This is a genomic window from Pseudomonas sp. (genome assembly GCF_032058845.1).
Lineage (GTDB): Bacteria > Pseudomonadota > Gammaproteobacteria > Pseudomonadales > Pseudomonadaceae > Aquipseudomonas.
In genome coordinates this window covers 51,010-68,967 of sequence record NZ_DAMCCR010000003.1, presented here as the reverse complement: position 1 = coordinate 68,967, position 17,958 = coordinate 51,010, and the positions used below count along the sequence as shown (strand labels likewise).

At 61.4% G+C, this 17,958-nt stretch carries 20 protein-coding genes; 12 read left to right on the top strand and 8 right to left on the bottom strand.

The genetic code is table 11. The annotated features are described in order from the left end of the window. Positions 1–7: 7 nt before the first annotated feature. The 5 genes from RT028_RS01260 to RT028_RS01240 all read right to left on the bottom strand — a co-directional run bounded on the left by RT028_RS01260 (position 8) and on the right by RT028_RS01240 (position 3,377). Positions 8–628, bottom strand: a complete 621-nt coding sequence (locus RT028_RS01260) for a response regulator transcription factor (RefSeq protein ID WP_312931527.1) — start codon at positions 626–628, stop codon at positions 8–10. 273 nt (positions 629–901) lie between these two features. Further along, positions 902–2,233 (bottom strand): deoxyguanosinetriphosphate triphosphohydrolase, encoded by a 1,332-nt coding sequence (locus tag RT028_RS01255; RefSeq protein WP_312931525.1) that lies wholly within the window; start codon positions 2,231–2,233, stop codon positions 902–904. Positions 2,234–2,354: 121 nt separating this feature from the next. Continuing rightward, the gene (locus RT028_RS01250; protein ID WP_312931522.1) at positions 2,355–2,681 is read right to left on the bottom strand and encodes a hypothetical protein; all 327 of its coding nucleotides are present in this window, start codon (positions 2,679–2,681) and stop codon (positions 2,355–2,357) included. After that, positions 2,678–3,052: a phage holin family protein gene (locus RT028_RS01245; protein WP_312931520.1), complete on the bottom strand. Its 375-nt coding sequence runs from the start codon at positions 3,050–3,052 to the stop codon at positions 2,678–2,680. The genes RT028_RS01250 and RT028_RS01245 overlap by 4 nt, the downstream gene beginning before the upstream one ends. Before the next feature lie 10 nt (positions 3,053–3,062). Next, positions 3,063–3,377: a DUF883 family protein gene (locus RT028_RS01240; protein WP_312931518.1), complete on the bottom strand. Its 315-nt coding sequence runs from the start codon at positions 3,375–3,377 to the stop codon at positions 3,063–3,065. Positions 3,378–3,667: 290 nt separating this feature from the next. Between RT028_RS01240 and RT028_RS01235 the strand changes: the two genes are divergently transcribed. Genes RT028_RS01235 through RT028_RS01225 form a run of 3 tightly spaced genes read left to right on the top strand, consistent with a single transcriptional unit; the run spans position 3,668 to position 5,214 of the window. Next, positions 3,668–3,916, top strand: a complete 249-nt coding sequence (locus RT028_RS01235) for a glutaredoxin family protein (protein ID WP_312931515.1) — start codon at positions 3,668–3,670, stop codon at positions 3,914–3,916. Between the two features lie 54 nt (positions 3,917–3,970). Continuing rightward, the gene (locus tag RT028_RS01230; protein ID WP_312931514.1) at positions 3,971–4,279 is read left to right on the top strand and encodes a transcriptional regulator; all 309 of its coding nucleotides are present in this window, start codon (positions 3,971–3,973) and stop codon (positions 4,277–4,279) included. 50 nt (positions 4,280–4,329) lie between these two features. After that, the gene (locus RT028_RS01225) at positions 4,330–5,214 is read left to right on the top strand and encodes a pseudouridine synthase (RefSeq protein WP_312931513.1); all 885 of its coding nucleotides are present in this window, start codon (positions 4,330–4,332) and stop codon (positions 5,212–5,214) included. A 52-nt stretch (positions 5,215–5,266) separates the two neighbouring features. Here the strand turns inward: RT028_RS01225 and RT028_RS01220 are convergent, their stop codons facing one another. Continuing rightward, positions 5,267–6,832 (bottom strand): PAS domain-containing methyl-accepting chemotaxis protein, encoded by a 1,566-nt coding sequence (locus RT028_RS01220; protein WP_312931512.1) that lies wholly within the window; start codon positions 6,830–6,832, stop codon positions 5,267–5,269. A gap of 156 nt (positions 6,833–6,988) precedes the next feature. Next, positions 6,989–7,807, bottom strand: a complete 819-nt coding sequence (locus RT028_RS01215) for a pyruvate, water dikinase regulatory protein (RefSeq protein WP_312931511.1) — start codon at positions 7,805–7,807, stop codon at positions 6,989–6,991. A gap of 179 nt (positions 7,808–7,986) precedes the next feature. On the opposite strand from RT028_RS01215, the gene ppsA reads away from it, so the two are divergent. The 9 genes from ppsA (at position 7,987) to RT028_RS01170 (ending at position 17,362) form a co-directional block, all read left to right on the top strand. Further along, on the top strand, positions 7,987–10,362 hold the full coding sequence (ppsA, locus tag RT028_RS01210; RefSeq protein WP_312931510.1) for a phosphoenolpyruvate synthase: 2,376 nt from the start codon (positions 7,987–7,989) through the stop codon (positions 10,360–10,362). Between the two features lie 139 nt (positions 10,363–10,501). Then, positions 10,502–11,509 carry an alpha/beta fold hydrolase gene (locus tag RT028_RS01205; protein WP_312931576.1) on the top strand — a complete coding sequence of 336 codons (1,008 nt, stop codon included), beginning with the start codon at positions 10,502–10,504 and terminating at the stop codon, positions 11,507–11,509. 56 nt (positions 11,510–11,565) lie between these two features. Beyond that, complete coding sequence (rraA, locus tag RT028_RS01200; RefSeq protein WP_312931509.1) at positions 11,566–12,057, top strand: ribonuclease E activity regulator RraA; 492 nt, start codon at positions 11,566–11,568, stop codon at positions 12,055–12,057. Between the two features lie 8 nt (positions 12,058–12,065). After that, entirely contained in the window at positions 12,066–13,061 is a 996-nt protein-coding gene (locus tag RT028_RS01195) for a zinc transporter ZntB (protein ID WP_312931506.1), read from the top strand. Positions 13,062–13,135: 74 nt separating this feature from the next. Continuing rightward, entirely contained in the window at positions 13,136–13,387 is a 252-nt protein-coding gene (locus RT028_RS01190) for a CrfX protein (protein WP_312931505.1), read from the top strand. A 2-nt stretch (positions 13,388–13,389) separates the two neighbouring features. Continuing rightward, positions 13,390–14,214 carry a mechanosensitive ion channel family protein gene (locus tag RT028_RS01185; RefSeq protein WP_312931503.1) on the top strand — a complete coding sequence of 275 codons (825 nt, stop codon included), beginning with the start codon at positions 13,390–13,392 and terminating at the stop codon, positions 14,212–14,214. Between the two features lie 115 nt (positions 14,215–14,329). Beyond that, positions 14,330–14,896, top strand: coding sequence for an RNA polymerase sigma factor SigX (sigX, locus tag RT028_RS01180; RefSeq protein ID WP_409567127.1), 567 nt, complete (start codon positions 14,330–14,332; stop codon positions 14,894–14,896). A gap of 115 nt (positions 14,897–15,011) precedes the next feature. Beyond that, positions 15,012–16,052 (top strand): OmpA family protein, encoded by a 1,041-nt coding sequence (locus RT028_RS01175; RefSeq protein ID WP_312931501.1) that lies wholly within the window; start codon positions 15,012–15,014, stop codon positions 16,050–16,052. Positions 16,053–16,336: 284 nt separating this feature from the next. Further along, positions 16,337–17,362: a quinone-dependent dihydroorotate dehydrogenase gene (locus RT028_RS01170; RefSeq protein ID WP_312931499.1), complete on the top strand. Its 1,026-nt coding sequence runs from the start codon at positions 16,337–16,339 to the stop codon at positions 17,360–17,362. Positions 17,363–17,459: 97 nt separating this feature from the next. Here RT028_RS01170 and rmf read toward each other — a convergent pair whose 3' ends face one another. After that, positions 17,460–17,675, bottom strand: coding sequence for a ribosome modulation factor (gene rmf / locus RT028_RS01165; protein WP_010223328.1), 216 nt, complete (start codon positions 17,673–17,675; stop codon positions 17,460–17,462). Positions 17,676–17,958: the final 283 nt, after the last annotated feature.

Sequence of the window (17,958 nt, the reverse complement as noted above, 5' to 3'; positions counted from 1 at the left end):
TGGCTCTTCAGACGAGCGCGTTGCGTTTGGCAATGTCGATCAGCTCGACCAGCGTTTCCACCTGCAGTTTTTGCATCAGGCGTTTCTTGTAGGTGCTGACAGTCTTGTTGCTCAAGAACATGCCTCGGGCTATATCCTTGTTACTACGGCCCTGGGCAAATAATTGCAGCACCATCAATTCCCGATCATTGATCAGACGGAAACGTTCCAGATCACTGTTGTCTTCGTGCGTGGTTTGTGTAAGTGCCTGATTGGGGAAATAGTTGTAACCAGACAGTACAGCCTTGATCGCGCTGAGCAATTCGCCCAACTCTTCCTGTTTGCAGACATAGCCAGAAGCGCCCGACTGCATGCAGCGCAATGCGAACAATGCGGGTGATTGCGCGGTGAGTACCAGCACCTTCAACGGCAAGCCCATGCTTTGCAGCCGTGACAGAACTTCGAGGCCGTCAAGCTTGGGGATGCTGATGTCGAGAATGACCAGGTCGGGTCTGGCTTCGCGGACCATTTGCATGGCGTCCACGCCATTATCTGATTCGCCCACGATCTTGTAGTTCTGGTTCTCCAGCAACATACGAACGGCCAGGCGAATGACAGGGTGATCGTCCACGATAAATACAGAGTGCATATTCGGCTTTCCATGCATCAAGAAGATAGGCAGCCGGCACCTTAGCCTAGATGGCGTAAGTCGCACACGGTAGTTGGAGCAATCCCGTGGATATAGGAAATTACCTACAATGAAGAAGAAGTCTAGCTACACGCCGGTTATAAATTCCGGCGTGTCAATACATGCAACGTTGCTAGTCATGTTCGATTTCGGCGTTTGTTTATCTATTCTGTTTAACTTGTAGGACCGTTCCTAAGGCGCCGGAGGATTCTCCAAGTTTCCGGCGCGTTGCAGTCAGGTCGGGCTGGAGCGTCCGGTCATCTCACGCGCCATCTCGCTGGCAAAACTGTCGGTCATGCCGGCAATGAAGTCGATCATCCGCAGGAACGCGCTGTGTAGCGACGCGCTGGGGTCAGGCGCATGGTTGCCGAGCAGGTCGAGCACGCGGCGGCTCTTGAATGACGGGCTGCGCCCGCCCTGTTGCTCGAGCGCGGCGGTGCAGAAGGCATTGAGGAGCACTTCCAGGGTGGTGTAGGCGCCGATCTCGTGCAGGGTCTTGCGTTTGTCCTGAAAGATCTTCTTGCGCGCCATGTCCTTGGCTTGCAGCACGCAACGCTTGGCGGGCCCGTGCATGTGCTCCACCAGGTCGCCCTCCAGCGCGCCGGCCAGCAGCGCCTGCTGCTGTTCCACGAACGCATCGGCTGCCGCATTGGTCAGGTGCTCGATGGCTTTGCCGCGCAGGATCGCCAGCTTGCGCCGCCGCGAATCGTCCGGGCCGAGCTGGCGATAGGTGTCGGGCAGGTCGTCGCCGACCAGATCCAGCAGCAGCGCTTCGACTTCGGCATATTGCAACAGGTCCATTTCCAGACCGTCTTCGAGGTCGATCAAGGCGTAGCAGATGTCGTCCGCAGCCTCCATGAGATAGACCAGCGGGTGGCGTGCCCAGCGCTGTTCATCAAGCTGCGGCAGCCCCAGCTTGCTGGCGATCTGATGCAGCAGAGGCAGCTCGGTCTGGTAACAGCCCATCTTGTGCTTCTTGTAGCCCATGGCGTCGGCGTGTCGAGCGCTCCACGGGTATTTGAGGTAGGTTCCGAGGGTGGCGTAGGTCAGGCGCATACCGCCGTCGAACTGGTGATATTCCAGTTGCGTCAGTACCCGAAAGCCCTGGGCATTGCCCTCGAAGTTGAGAAAGTCTGCGCGCTGGTCGTGGTCCATGTCATCAAGCCAGCCGCGCCCGGCAGCTTGCTGGAACCAGTAGCGAATGGCGTCTTCACCGGAATGACCGAACGGTGGGTTGCCGATGTCGTGGGCCAGGCAGGCCGACTGCACGATCATGCCCATGTCATTCGGCTCGCACCAGTCAGGCAGGGCGCCGCGCAAGGTCTCGCCCACGCGCATGCCCAGCGAGCGACCGACACAGCTGACTTCCAGCGAGTGGGTCAGGCGGGTATGAATGTGGTCGTTGCTGTAGGGCGGATGAACCTGGGTCTTGCGCCCCAGGCGACGAAAAGCCCCTGAGAAGATGATCCGGTCGTGGTCTTTGTGAAACGGGCTGCGGCCCATTTCCTGCGGGCTCGAATGGGTTTTGCCCAGACGCTCGCGGTTCAGCAGGGTGTGCCAATCCAAGGACAGTGCTCCGTCGTGTGGAGTAATAGACGGCAATCGCCAGGCACGCCCGCGCAAGGCGGGCGGACAGGCAGGGCAGGGTAACGCAAGACAGCCAGTGCGACTGCCTTGCAGGGCTGACTTAGCGCCGGCGGCTTTCGAGGAACACTCGAATCAGCGGCACCACGCTGCCGCTCAGGCCCGCCAGGCGGGAGAGGCCACCACCACGTACACCTTTGCCGGTGATGAAGCCCATGGCGACTACCGCTGCCAGGTTCCAGAAGGACAGTCGGCGCCCATCGAGACCGTGCTGCACGCTGCTGCCCATGTTGCGCAAGCGGCGCACCGGATCGAACAACTGCGAGGCCTCCAGGCGCATCTCCTGGCGATGCATTTCCATGCGCAGACGCAATAGCGCCTTGCGCATTTCCCGAGGATCCCGGCTGGTTGGCATTTGAGGCAGGCTCATGGCAACAGGCGCTCCCGGTCCTTGGCCAGCTCTTCGAGCGTGGCGCTGAAAGGTGATGATTCGTCAAAAACAGCCGATTTCAGGCGCATTGCGCAGAATACCGCCGCCAGCGCGTAGAACACGCAGAGACCGATGATACCTGCCAGACGGTAGGTATCCCAGACCAGTACCAGCAGCAGGCCTGACAACGCCGACAGCAGCAACAGCCCGAAAACCAGTGCGAAGCCTGCGAACAGCAACAGCCGCAGGCTGCGGGCCTTCTGTTCCTGAAGCTCTATGCCGAGCAGTTCGACATGGCTGTGCAACAGCCCGAGCACCGCCGCGCCCAGGCGTTTGCCTGTGGCGACGGAACCGATGGCGTCCTTATCCATGAGTGCGTCCTCAGCGACGATTGGCCAGCAGGCCGATCAGCAGGCCGACGCCTGCAGCGATGCCCACGGCGTGCCAGGGTTTGTCCTGCACATACTGCTCAGCGGTAGCCAACGCTTCCTGGCCGCGCTCGCGCACGTCTTCCTTGGTCTGGTGCAGGCTGTCACGGGCCTGCACCAGGCGGGCGTGGATCTGCTCGCGCAGTTCATCTGCCTGATCACCTGCCAGGTTGGCGGTGTCAGCAAGCAGTTTTTCGGTGTCGCGGACCAGTGCCTGGAAGTCAGCCATCAGGATGTCTTGTGCAGTCTTTGCCGATTTGCTGGCCATGTAGGCTCTCCCTGTAAATGTCTGTGGCTATTTCGAGTGATGGTGTCGGCCGAAGGTTCAGTGCCGCTGGCACATGGGCCAGGTGCACGCCGAGAAGACAGGCAAGTGCATAGCGTAGGCCCGAATCGGTTCGCGGTGAAGCGGCCATTGCACTATCGCGCTCAGTCACGAACCCCGGTAAAACCAGGCGATGCGGCATTCATCGACGATATCGCTGACCTGAGGCAGGTGCAGGGCGCTGCGCACGGTTCTAGACTGGACATTCGATTCAAGCGTGTCAGGACAACGCCATGCTGCCCGAATGCCAGCTTTACGGAACCCTGGGGTGCCACCTGTGCGAGATCGCCGAAGCCTCGTTGATGCCGTTGGTCGATCACGGCCTGCTGGTAGAGCTCGTCGATATCATCGATGATCCGGCGACCTGCGAGCGTCTCGCCTTGCGTATCCCGGTGCTGCGCCGGGCGGATACCGGCGCCGAACTCGACTGGCCCTTCGATACCGATCAGGTGGTCGCCTTTCTTGCAGATGCCGTCGATTGACGAGTAGGGTACTCGCTTCGTATGCTGTATGGAAATACAGTATCGGGGTGGCCCATGCTCAATGTCGAGCAACTCAAATCCAGCGTGAACCGCATGCCGGTTCAGTCCGTTGGTGACGCCGCACTGGCGTTGCACGTCGACGGCCTGGTGCTCGATGAGCGTACGCCGTTTGGCAAGATTCATTTCAACACCTGTTTTGCCGAGGTCGAGGCGCTGTTTCAGCGCGCCGGCTACCACCGTGCGCTGGATGTCGTGGGCTATGAGGGCCTGGTCTACGCCTTGTATGACCCGACGCGCTGGGAGCCGGTGCAGGTGCTGCGCTGGTTGAAAGCCCGTTGTGAACAGCCAGCCGAGGCTGGTTGAAGCGCCAGGCCTGGCGGATAATGCACCGTTTTAACTCGGTAGAACCTGCCATGACCTCTTCTTTCGACCCGGCCCGATTACAGGCCAGCACCCTGTGCCTGCCACCGGGTGACTGGCCCACCGTGCTTGACTGCCTCTGCGACCATTTCAAGGCCGTCAGCCGTGAGCAGTGGCTCGATCGCTTCGCGCGGGGTCGTGTGCTGAGTGCGCAAGGTCAGCCGTTGACGGCGGATCACGCCTATCGTCGCGGCTTGCGCATCCACTATTTTCGTGAGGTGCCGGAAGAGAAGCCGATCCCGGTGCAGGAGCAGATCCTGTTTCAGGATGAGCATCTGGTCGTGGCCGACAAGCCGCATTTCCTGCCGGTCACGCCCACGGGTGAATACGTGGAGCAGACGTTGCTGCGCCGTCTCATCCGGCGTCTGGACAACCCTCACCTGGTGCCCTTGCACCGTATTGATCGGCACACCGCAGGGCTGGTGCTGTTCTCTTGCAACCCGCAAAGCCGAGGTCTGTACCAACGCCTGTTCCCGGAGCGGCGCATCGACAAGGGCTACCAGGCGATTGCCGCTGCCCTGCCGCAACACGCGTTCCCCCTGGTGCATTGCAGCCGTCTGGAGCACGGTGAACCGTTCTTTCGCATGCATGAAGTGGCCGGGACGCCCAACAGCGAAACCCATGCCCAGGTGCTGGAGAAAAACGGTGAATGGTGGCGCTACGGGTTGTCTCCGGTGACCGGCAAAACGCATCAGTTGCGGGTGCACATGGCAGCGCTGGGCGCAGCGATCCGTCACGATCCGTTCTACCCGGACCTGCGCAATGGCCAGGACGACTACCAGCAGCCGCTCAAGCTGCTGGCCCACAGCCTGCGCTTCGATGACCCGCTGGGGGCAGGCGAGCGCCGGTTCCAGAGCCAGATCGCCCTCGATTGGTAGATAGTCTTACGGCGTCTGCGGGTCGGCCCTGCGGGTGCAGGGCCTGCGCGGTTCAGCGATTGAAGCGCTCGACCAGCGAGTACTGCGTGCCCGCCGTGGTGGTCAGTTCCTCGCTGAGCAACGCCGAGCGCTGCGCCTGGCCCGAGGTCTGATCGGCCAGGTTGGCGATGGTGCTGATGTTGCGGCTGATTTCGTCAGCCACGGCAGTCTGCTCTTCGGTGGCAGCGGCGATCTGCGTGGTCATGTCGGTGATGTTGGCTACAGCCTCGCTGATACCCACCAGTGCCTGATCGGCCTGCATCACGCGCTCGACCCCTTCCTGCGCCTGCCGATGCCCACTTTCCATGGTCTGCACGGCGTTATTGGCGGTGTGCTGCAACTTGGCGATCAGGGAATGGATCTGCCCGGTGGATTCGGCCGTGCGCTGCGCCAACTGACGCACTTCATCAGCGACCACGGCAAACCCGCGACCCATTTCCCCGGCGCGTGCCGCTTCGATGGCAGCGTTCAAGGCCAGCAGGTTGGTCTGGTCGGCAATGCCCTTGATCACATCGACCACGCCGCCGATCTCGTCACTGTCCTGCGCCAACTGAGTCACGGTGCGCCCGGTTTCGCCCACGGCAGTGGACAGGCGCTCGATGGCATCGCGGGTTTCGCCGGCGATCGTGCGGCCCTGGCTGGTCAGGCGATTGGCCTCTTGCGTGGCATCCGCCGTGCGCTGCACATGGCTGGCGACTTCCTGGGTGGTGCTGGCCATCTGGTTGACGGCCGCGGCGACCTGCTCGGTTTCCACCCGCTGGCGCTCAAGGCCTGCAGAGCTCTGGTGTGCCAGGGTGTCGGACTGCCGCGCCTGATCACTCAGGTGCTCGGCGCTGTCCTGCAGGCGCGTCAGGCAGGTCTTCATGCGTGCATCCTGGCTGAGCATGGCCATCTCCAGACGCGCTTGTACGCCGCGGCTGTCGGTGTACATCTGTGCGATCAGGGGGTCGGAGGTGGTTTGCTCGGCCAGGCGCAGCAGCCGCTTGAGGCCACGTTGTTGCCAGCCCAGGCCCAGCAGGCCCAGTGGCACCGAGAGTACCGCAGCCAGGGCAAAGCCAAGGCCATGACCGAACACCGAACCGATCACGAACGCGACCTGGCTGATCAGGATGAACGGCAGCCAGTCCTGCACCACGGGCAACCATCGGTCGCGCCGCGGAACAGCGGTCTTGCCCTGGTTCAGGCGCTGGTACAGCGCTTCAGCGCGGCGCACCTGCTCGGCGCTGGGCTTGATGCGCACCGACTCGTAACCCACCACCTGGTTGTTGTCGAAGATCGGCGTGACGTAGGCGTTGACCCAGTAATGGTCACCGTTCTGGCAGCGGTTCTTGACGATGCCCATCCAGGGCAAGCCCTGTTTGAGGGTCTGCCACATGTGCGCAAACACCGCTGACGGCACATCCGGGTGGCGCACCAGATTGTGCGGTGCGCCGATCAGTTCATCGCGCGCGAACCCACTGATCTCGACGAAGGCGTCGTTGCAGTAGGTGATCACGCCCTTGGCGTTGGTGGTGGAAATCAACCGCTGCTGGGCAGGGAAAGTCCGTTCTCTCTGGGTAATCGGCTGGTTGTTACGCATGGCAGGTATCCGCAAGGTTTCCCCCGCTATCGGCATGCCTGGCGTTTTGTTGAGGGTTTTTTGCGGTTCATGACCGGTGGGTCATCTGCTTGTCATGAAACGGTGTGCGGCTGCACCGCCACGCGGCGGCGCAGCGCCACGCACGCGGCTGGGCGGCTATTTGAAGCGGCGCTCGACGCCTTTTTCCACCAGGATCTTGGCCGAGATTTCCTCGACCGAAAAATGCGTGGAGTTGATATGGGCGATGTTCTCGCGGCGGAACAACCCCTCGACTTCCCGCACCTCGAACTCGCACTGGGCGAAACTCGAATAGCGGCTGTTGGGCTTGCGCTCATGGCGGATGGCGGTGAGTCGGTCCGGGTCGATGGTCAGGCCGAACAGCTTGCTGTGATGCTTCTTCAGCACCGGCGGCAACTGCAGTCGCTCCATGTCATCTTCGGTGAAGGGATAGTTGGCGGCGCGGATACCGAATTGCATGGCCATATAAAGGCAGGTGGGTGTCTTCCCGCAACGCGAGACGCCGACCAGGATCAGATCGGCCTTGTCGTAATAGTGCGTGCGCGCGCCATCGTCGTTATCCAGGGCAAAGTTCACCGCCTCGATCCGCTCCATGTAATTGGAGTTGCCGCCAATCGAATGCGACTTGCCCACCGAGTAGGACGAGTGGGCGGTGAGTTCCTGCTCCAGGGGCGAGAGGAACGAGGAAAAGATGTCGATCATGAAGCCATTGGACGTCGCCAGAATCTCGCGGATGTCCTGATTGACGATGGTGTCGAAGATGATCGGGCGCATGCCATCCCGCTCGGCGGCCATGTTGATCTGCTGGACCATGGCGCGGGCTTTGTCGGGGGTGTCGATATAAGGACGGGTAAATTTGTTGAAAGGGATAGTATCGAACTGAGCCAGCAGGCTTTGCCCAAGGGTTTCAGCCGTGATACCGGTACCGTCGGAGATGAAGAACGCGGTTCGTTTCATGTGCACCCGGGGCCTTAAGCTGCTGAATGTTTCTGGATATGATAGGTTCGGTTTACCGAACACGATGTCCGGCATTCTTACTCATTTTGCAAGTCCAGGCCACAAGCGACCGGGCCAGTGCAGACCGGCTGGCGGCGCCTCTTTGAGCTTTTCCCAACACAGTTAGTGGAGAGATCACCTTGGTAGAGTACGTAGTTTCCCTCGATAAGCTCGGCGTCCATGATGTGGAGCACGTAGGGGGCAAGAACGCATCCCTGGGCGAGATGATCAGCAATCTCGCCGGCGCCGGCGTTTCCGTGCCGGGCGGCTTTGCCACGACGGCTCAGGCGTATCGCGATTTCCTTGAGCAGAGTGGCCTGAACGAGAAAATTCACGCGGCGCTCGACGCACTGGACGTCGACGACATCCCGGCCCTGACCCAGACCGGCGCGCAGATCCGCCAGTGGGTCATGGAGGCCGAGTTCCCGGCGCGCCTGGACAGCGAAATTCGTACCGCCTTCGCCGCAATGGCCAATGGCAACGAGCACATGGCCGTGGCCGTGCGTTCCTCGGCCACCGCCGAAGACCTGCCGGATGCCTCGTTCGCCGGCCAGCAGGAAACCTTCCTCAATATCCGTGGCGTCGACAACGTGATCCGCGCAGCCAAGGAAGTGTTCGCCTCGCTGTTCAACGACCGTGCCATCGCCTATCGCGTGCACCAGGGCTTCGACCACAAACTGGTCGCCTTGTCAGCCGGCGTGCAGCGCATGGTGCGTTCGGAAACCGGCACCGCTGGTGTGATGTTCACCCTCGACACCGAATCGGGCTTTCGCGACGTGGTATTCATTACCGGCGCCTACGGCCTGGGCGAAACCGTGGTTCAGGGCGCGGTCAACCCTGACGAATTCTACGTGCACAAGAACACCTTGCAGGCGGGTCGTCCGGCGATCCTGCGTCGCAACCTGGGCAGCAAAGCCATCAAGATGATCTACGGCGACGAGGCCAAGGCCGGTCGCTCGGTGAAAACCGTCGATGTCGATCGTGCAGAGCGGGCGCGTTTCTGCCTGACCGATGCCGAAGTGTCGGAGCTGGCCAAGCAGGCCATGATCATCGAACAGCATTACCAGCGCCCGATGGACATCGAGTGGGCCAAGGACGGTGACGATGGCCAGCTGTACATCGTGCAGGCGCGCCCGGAAACCGTGAAGAGCCGCTCCAGCGCCAATGTCATGGAGCGCTACCTGCTCAAGGAGAAAGGCACCGTGCTGGTCGAAGGCCGTGCCATCGGTCAGCGCATCGGCGCCGGCAAGGTACGTGTGATCAAGGACGTGTCGGAGATGGACAAGGTCCAGCCCGGCGACGTGCTGGTCTCCGACATGACCGACCCGGACTGGGAACCGGTGATGAAGCGCGCCAGTGCCATCGTCACCAACCGCGGCGGGCGCACCTGCCACGCGGCGATCATCGCCCGTGAGCTGGGCATCCCGGCGGTGGTGGGTTGCGGCAACGCGACTCAACTGCTCAAGGACGGCCAGGGTGTCACCGTTTCCTGCGCCGAAGGCGACACCGGCTTCATCTTCGAAGGTGAGCTGGGCTTCGATGTGCGGCAGAACTCGGTCGACGCCATGCCTGAGTTGCCGTTCAAGATCATGATGAACGTCGGCAACCCGGACCGCGCCTTCGACTTCGCCCAGCTGCCCAACGAAGGCGTCGGCCTGGCGCGTCTGGAATTCATCATCAACCGCATGATCGGCGTGCACCCCAAGGCGCTGCTCAACTACGATGGCCTGCCCGCTGACTTGAAAGACAGCGTCGACAAGCGTATTGCCGGGTATTCCGATCCGGTCGGCTTCTACGTCGACAAGCTGGTCGAGGGCATCAGCACCCTGGCGGCGGCGTTCTACCCGAAGAAGGTCATCGTGCGCCTGTCGGACTTCAAGTCCAACGAATACGCCAACCTGATCGGCGGCAAGCTCTACGAGCCGGAAGAAGAGAACCCGATGCTGGGCTTCCGCGGCGCGTCGCGTTACATCAGCGAGTCGTTCCGCGACTGCTTCGAGCTGGAGTGCCGTGCGCTCAAGCATGTGCGCGAAGTGATGGGGCTGACCAACGTCGAGATCATGGTGCCGTTCGTGCGTACCTTGGGCGAAGCCAGCCAGGTGGTCGAGCTGCTCGCCGAAAACGGCCTGGCCCGTGGCGACAATGGCCTGCGCGTGATCATGATGTGCGAGCTGCCGTCCAACGCCATTCTGGCCGAAGAGTTCCTGGAGTACTTCGACGGCTTCTCCATCGGCTCCAACGACCTGACCCAGCTGACCCTGGGCCTGGACCGCGACTCGGGCATCATTGCCCACCTGTTCGACGAGCGTAACCCTGCGGTGAAGAAGCTGCTGGCCAACGCCATCGCAGCGTGCAACAAGGCCGGCAAGTACATCGGCATCTGCGGCCAGGGCCCGTCGGACCACCCGGACCTGGCCAAGTGGCTGATGGAGCAGGGCATCGAGAGCGTGTCGTTGAACCCGGATTCGGTACTGGAAACCTGGTTCTTCCTGGCCGAAGAGCAAGTGGCCGGCTGATCCGCCATTCGGGGCGGTGCGAGCCGCCCCTCGGCCCTGACCTTGCGTGAACGGGCAAGGCCCTTGTCAATGCAGATTGGCAGTGGGCCTTGCCCGTTCATGCATTTATACTCGGCGTTTTTTCGTGCGCCTGACCTCCATGCAAAGCAGCAGTGCTCTCTTTCCCGTCGCGTTGCTCAGTGCCGAACGACGCGGCGACCTCAGCGAAGACGTTTACCGCATCAAGGCCGGCAACGCGGCCGACCCTAGTGTCGAACTGGCGGTGACCCGACTGGGCCGTGCCGAGGCGGCCGGGCCCGCCGGGGTGCCGGTAATTCTCCTGCACGGCAGCTTTTCCAACCGGCGCTTCTGGTTTTCCCCAAAGGGTATTGGCCTTGGGGCGTTTCTGGCGCGCGCGGGTTTCGATGTCTGGATTCCGGAAATGCGCGGGCATGGCCTGTCGCCCCGCAACCGGCAGTGGCGCGGCAACCGCGTGGCCGACTACGCCCGCGAAGACCTGCCGCTGATCGGCGCTTTCGTGGCCGAGCAGGCCGGCCGCGCGCCGCACTGGATCGGCCATTCGCTGGGCGGTATCACCCTGGCCGCGGCGCTGGGCGGGGGTTACCTCCCGGCTGCCCAGGTGGCCAGTGCAGCCTTCTTCGGCACCCAGGTCAGCCGGCGTTACTGGCCGTTGAAGATCCCGCCCTTGGTATGGGGCATTCGCCTGGCGCTGCGGCGTTTTGCTCACCTCTCAGGCTCGCGGCTCAAGCGCGGCCCCGAGGATGAGCCGATCGGCCTGGTGCTGGAGGCGTTGCGCTGGCATGGCCTGTTTGGACGCTTTGGCGAAAAGGGCAATGACTGGTGGGCTGGGTTGGCCGAGGTCGAGGTGCCGGTGCTGGCAGTGGCAGGCGCCGCCGATGTTCAGGACCCCGCTTGGAGCTGCCGACGCCTGCTGGAGCAACTCGGTGGTGAGCGTAGGCAGTTTCTCTGTCTGGGCAGAGACAAGGGCTTTGAAGCGTTCGGACATGTCGACATGCTGGTGAGCAAGGCCGCGCAGGCACAGGTCTGGCCATTGGTCGAAGGCTGGCTGCGCGATCCGTTGCAGGCAGTGCCACAGGCCGAGATCATTGCATCGCCACGGGTGACCGGACCGGCCTCGGCGGTGTAGCCTTGGCCGCGACCCTGCAAGACCCTACCGTTCGTTGCCAATGACAGGAGTTTGCCATGCAGCATTACCTTACCCCCGACCTGTGTGATGCCTATCCGGAGCTGGTGCGTGTGCTCGAGCCCATGTTCAGCAACTTCGGCGGTCGCGACTCGTTCGGTGGCCAGATCGTCACCCTCAAGTGCTTCGAGGACAACTCGCTGGTGCGTGAGCAGGTCGACCTCGATGGCACCGGCAAGGTGCTGGTGGTCGACGGCGGTGGCTCGCTGCGCCGGGCGCTGCTGGGTGACATGCTCGCCGACAAGGCCGCCAAGAATGGTTGGGAAGGCCTGCTGATCTATGGTTGCGTGCGCGACGTCGATGCGCTGGCGCAGACCGGTGTCGGCATCCAGGCGCTGGCCAGCCATCCGCTGAAAACCGACAAGCGTGGCGTGGGCGAGCTGAACGTGGTGGTGGCCTTCGCCGGTGTCACCTTCCACCCCGGTGAATACCTGTACGCCGACAACAACGGTGTGATCGTGTCGGCCTCGCCGCTCATTCAGCCGGCCTGATGGAGTCGATGTTGGAGGACGACAACGCGCAATGGGGGCTGGTGCATGCCTTGCTGCTGGATGGCAAGGGCGGTGCGCAGCCCGTGGCCCGCACCGAGCTCGACAGCCTGCAGCTGCAACCCGAGCAGAGTGTCTGGTTGCACTGGGACCGCAGCCATCCGCAGACGCGCAGCTGGTTGCTGCGTGACAGCGGCCTGAGCGAGTTCGCCTGCGAGCTGCTGCTCGAGGAAAACACCCGGCCGCGCCTGCTGCCACTGGCTGACGAACAGCTGCTGCTGTTCCTGCGTGGGGTGAATCTCAATCCAGGCGCCGAGCCCGAAGACATGGTTTCGGTGCGCATCTTCGCCCAGGCCCAGCGGATCATCTCGCTGCGCCTGCGGCCGCTGCGCGCGAGTGACGAAATTCTCCAGCAACTGGCCGAAGGGCGCGGGCCGAAAACGGCCTCCGAGTTACTGGTCGTCATGGGTGAGCTGCTGACGGAGAAGGTTCAGGCGCTGGTCAGTGATCTTGCCGAAGAGGTCGACCTCGAAGAGGAAAAGGTCGAGGCCGACGAGCGTTACTCCCCGGCCCAGGGCAGCTTGCAGCAGATCCGCCGTCGCGCCGCGGCGCTGCGGCGCTTCCTGGCGCCACAAAGGGACATCTACGCGCAGCTGTCGCGGCACAAGTGGAGCTGGTTCAGCAACTCCGACGCCGACTACTGGAACGAGCTCAACAACAGCCTGATCCGTTATCTCGAGGAGCTGGAGCTGGCCCGCGAGCGTGCCGCGCTGGTGCTGGAAAGCGAAGACCGCAAGCGCGACGAGCGCATGAACCGCACCATGTACCGACTGGGCATCATCACCTGCATCTTCCTGCCCATGAGCTTCGTCACCGGCCTGCTGGGCATCAACGTTGGCGGTATCCCGTGGTCGGAAAGCCCGAACGGCTTCATCTTCGCCAGCCTTGTAGTGCTCGGTCTGGCCGTGGGGCAGTGGTGGCTGTTCCGTCGTTTGCGCTGGGTGTGACGGATCGATGGAAAAGCTTCATGTGACCCACTGCCATGCGCTCTCGTCTTTGATTCACATTACGCGAGGTGCCCATGCACGATCCGTTTGAAGAATCCCTGCGCGACCTGCTCAAGGCCTCGCCGTCCGGCCACGACCGTGACGACGCCGCCTGCCTGGGTCGCGTGCTGAAAACCGCCAGCCGCCAGGTCGGGGCAGGCGATCTGTTCACCCTGCTGGGCCGTTGCGGCCAGGCAATCATGGTGGCCCTCAACAATGGCTCGGCGCATGTTGCGCCGGTGCGTCGCACACCTGCCGCTGGCAGCAAAGCTGATAAGGCTGATTGATTATGGAACTCGATCTCTGGACCCAGAGCCTGGTCACCGCAATGACCGCCCTCTGGACTAAAGTGGCGAACTTCATCCCTAACCTGTTCGGCGCACTGGTCGTGGTGCTGCTGGGGTTCGTGGTCGCCAAGCTGCTCGATACCTTGTTGTCGAAATTGCTGGCCAAGTTCGGTCTCGACCGGCTGATGAGCGGCACCGGTCTGACCAAGCTGCTCAGCCGGGCCGGCATCCAGGTGCCCATCTCGACCTTGATCGGCAAGATCGTCTACTGGTTCGTGCTGCTGATTTTCCTGGTGTCCGCAGCCGAATCGCTGGGCCTTGAGCGCGTCTCGGCCACCCTCGACATGCTCGCCTTGTACTTGCCCAAGGTGTTCGGTGCCGGTCTGGTGATGCTCGCGGGGGTCTTGCTGGCGCAGTTGGCCAATGGCCTGGTGCGCGGCGCCGCCGAAGGCGTCGGGCTGGAATACGCGGCTGGCGTTGGGCGTATCGCCCAGGGCCTGGTGATCATCATCGCCATCTCGGTGGCGATCAGCCAGCTTGAGGTCAAGACCGACCTGCTCAACCATGTCATCGTCATCGGGCTGATTACCGTTGGTCTGGCCATTGCCTTGGCGATGGGCCTGGGCAGCCGGGATATCGCCAGCCAGATTCTCTCCGGCATCTATGTGCGCGAGCTGTTTCAAGTCGGCCAGCAGGTGCAGATTGGCGAGCTAGAGGGTCACATCGAGGAAATTGGCACGGTCAAGACTACCGTGCTGACGGAGGAGGGCGAGCTGGTTTCGATCTCCAATCGGCAATTGCTCGAGCAGCGCGTCACCCGCCGCTAAACGGGCGAAAAGCTGTTAATGTATGCCGCCGCTGAAATCGGGCCCAGAAGGCCCCGCGGCGACATTGACCCGACTGTCGGCCAGATTCGTTTTGAATAAAGTCAACTCGCTGCCCATGCGTTACGACCCCCGCGAGCTCACGGACGAGGAGTTGGTGGAGCGCTCGCATGAGGAGCTTTTTCACGTTACTCGCGCCTATGAGGAACTCATGCGGCGCTATCAGCGGACCCTGTTCAACGTCTGTGCACGTTATTTGGGGAACGACCGCGATGCGGATGATGTCTGTCAGGAAGTGATGTTGAAGGTGTTGTACGGGTTGAAGAATTTCGAGGGGAAATCGAAATTCAAGACCTGGCTCTACAGCATTACCTACAACGAGTGTATTACCCAGTATCGCAAGGAGCGACGCAAGCGACGGCTGATGGATGCCCTGAGTCTCGACCCGATTGAAGAGGCGTCCGAGGACAAGGCTCCCAAGCCCGAAGAAAAAGGCGGACTGGATATGTGGCTGGTGCATGTCAACCCGATCGACCGGGAAATCCTGGTGCTGCGATTTGTCGCAGAGCTGGAATTTCAGGAGATCGCGGACATCATGCACATGGGGCTGAGCGCGACCAAAATGCGATACAAGCGCGCACTCGATAAATTAAGGGAAAAATTTGCAGGTATGGCTGAAACTTAGTCGCCCGCAAATACCTCTAACCAGCCGGCGAGTTCTGCTAGACTTGCCGTCGAGTTGTGCCCCCACCCGGATGGTGGAGGGACTGCTTAACTACCATCAGATGGGGATCTAACGGATGAAACTGAAAAACACCTTGGGCTTGGCCATTGGCTCGCTCATCGCTGCTACCTCGATCGGCGCAATGGCTCAAGGCCAAGGCGCTGTTGAAACCGAAATCTTCTACAAGAAAGAATTTTTCGACAGCCAGCGCGATTTCAAAAACGACGGCAACCTGTTCGGTGGCTCGATCGGTTACTTCCTGACCGACGACGTTGAACTGCGTCTGGGCTACGACGAAGTCCACAACGCCCGTGGCGACGACGGCAAGAACATCAAGGGCTCGAACACCGCCCTGGACGCCGTTTACCACTTCAACAACCCGTACGACGCTATCCGTCCGTACGTGTCGGCTGGTTTCTCTCATCAGTCGCTGGGCCAGAGCTTCCGCGGCGGCCGTGACCACTCCACCTTCGCCAACCTGGGCGCTGGTGCCAAGTGGTACATCACTGACATGTTCTACGCCCGTGCCGGCGTTGAAGCTCAGTACAACATCGACCAAGGTGACACCGAGTGGGCACCAAGCGTTGGCGTTGGTCTGAACTTCGGTGGCAGCCCAAAAACCAAAGAAGCTCCAGTGACCCCGGCTCCAGTTGCTGACGTCTGCACCGACAGCGACAACGACGGCGTCTGCGACAACGTCGACAAGTGCCCAGACACCCCAGCCAACGTCACCGTTGACGCTGACGGCTGCCCGGCTGTTGCCGAAGTGGTACGTGTTGAGCTGGACGTCAAGTTCGACTTCGACAAGTCGGTCGTCAAGCCTAACAGCTACGGCGACATCAAGAACCTGGCTGACTTCATGAAGCAGTACCCACAAACTTCCACCACCGTGGAAGGTCACACTGACTCCGTGGGTCCAGACGCTTACAACCAGAAGCTGTCCGAGCGTCGTGCCAACGCTGTCAAGCAAGTCCTGACCCAGCAGTACGGCGTAGAATCCAGCCGTGTTGATTCGGTTGGCTACGGTGAGTCCCGTCCGGTTGCTGACAACGCCACCGAAGAAGGTCGCGCTGTTAACCGTCGCGTAGAAGCACAAGTAGAAGCCCAAGCCAAGTAATTGGTCTGACGCTTCATGAAAAACCCGGCCTCGGCCGGGTTTTTCTATTTCAGGGATACAGTGAGACGAGTATTGCCCTGCAACAAAGGGCCACGAAGGATGGTTTTTATTAGTGCTCAAGTTGTTAATAAGCAATATTTTATTACCGCGCATATATTTTGCTACTTGTCGCCAGTCGCCGATCAAGTGGCATCTTGCCTGACGAGTGATGCGCCTGGCCCTGTCGCCCGCGCCCTGGGCTGGCTATAATTGCCACCCCCACGCATTTCGAGTCTTTCCCGCCCATGTATAACCTGGCCCGCCAGCTGCTGTTCAAGCTCTCCCCGGAAACGTCCCACGACCTGTCCCTGGACCTGATTGGTGCCGGTGGTCGTCTTGGGCTCAATGGGCTGCTCTGCATGCAGCCAGTGAGCGCCCCGGTCACCGTCATGGGCTTGAATTTCGCCAATCCGGTCGGCCTGGCAGCGGGTCTGGACAAGAACGGCACGGCAATCGACGGGTTTGCGCAGTTGGGCTTCGGTTTCGTCGAAGTCGGTACCGTGACGCCGCGCCCGCAGCCAGGTAACCCCAAGCCACGTCTGTTTCGTCTTCCCGAGGCCAACGCGATCATCAACCGCATGGGTTTCAACAACCTGGGCGTCGATCATCTCCTGGCACGCGTGCGTGCAGCGAAGTACACCGGCGTGCTCGGGATCAACATCGGCAAGAACTTCGATACCCCAGTGGAGCGTGCCCAGGACGATTACCTGATCTGCCTGGAAAAGGTCTACGCCCACGCCAGTTACATCACCGTCAATGTCAGCTCGCCCAATACGCCGGGCTTGCGCACCCTGCAGTTCGGTGACTCGCTCAAGCAGTTGCTCGATGCCCTGGCGGTGCGCCGTGAACAGCTGGCTGCAGCGCACGGCAAGCGCGTGCCGCTGGCCATCAAGATCGCCCCCGACATGAGTGACGAAGAGACCGCACTGGTGGCGACCGCGTTGCTTGAGTCGGGGATGGATGCGGTCATCGCCACCAACACCACACTCAGCCGTGAAGGCGTCGAGGGCCTGCCCTGCGCAGGCGAGGCGGGGGGCTTGTCCGGGGCGCCGGTGCTGGACAAGAGCACGCACACCGTCAAGGTGCTGGCAGGCGAGTTGGGCGGCAAGCTGCCGATCATCGCAGCGGGAGGTATCACCGAGGGGCGCCATGCGGCGCAGAAAATCGAGGCGGGGGCCAGCCTGGTGCAGATCTACTCAGGCTTCATCTATAAAGGTCCGGGCCTGATCCGCGAGGCGGTCGATGCCATCGCTGCGCTCAAGCGCTGCTGAGTGCCGGCCATGAAAAAGGGCCCTTGCAAAGGGCCCTTGGGTGTAAACCCTACGCCCGGTCGGGGCGTTCGAAGTGATGCGAATTCAATGTCCTCGTTCAGCCAACGGCGTGAAGTTCGTTGAGCCTGTGGATACCGGCGGTACCGGTCATGCCATCCCAGTTGTCACCACGGCCCTCGCGCCAACCGTTGATCCATGCCTGGCGCACGGAGGGCAGCGTAAACGGGCAGAGTTCGCGGGATTTACCGGTTACTCCATACTGGTAGCCACGTGAAAATGCTCTTTCCAACGGATCACGCTTAAGTCTTCTCATAGGGTGTTGCCCTCACTTGTTGACTGTAATGTCCCGTCGACCTCGCGGAGGTCGGGCAGAATCGTTCTGCCGGTTTGCGCTCGCTGCCGGCGTGGCGAGCTGAAAGTGCCGCCCCGTTGCGGTGCGGCCTGAGGTCAGTTCTAACCAAACGAAGTCAGGGTGTGAATGATCGTTTTGTCATAAGAAGGTAACGTTTCCTCATGTAGGGGGATAAGTAAATAAATGCGACTCAACATCATCTGTGGCAAACCCCGCTATGATCAGGTGCTTAGCCACGTTTGAG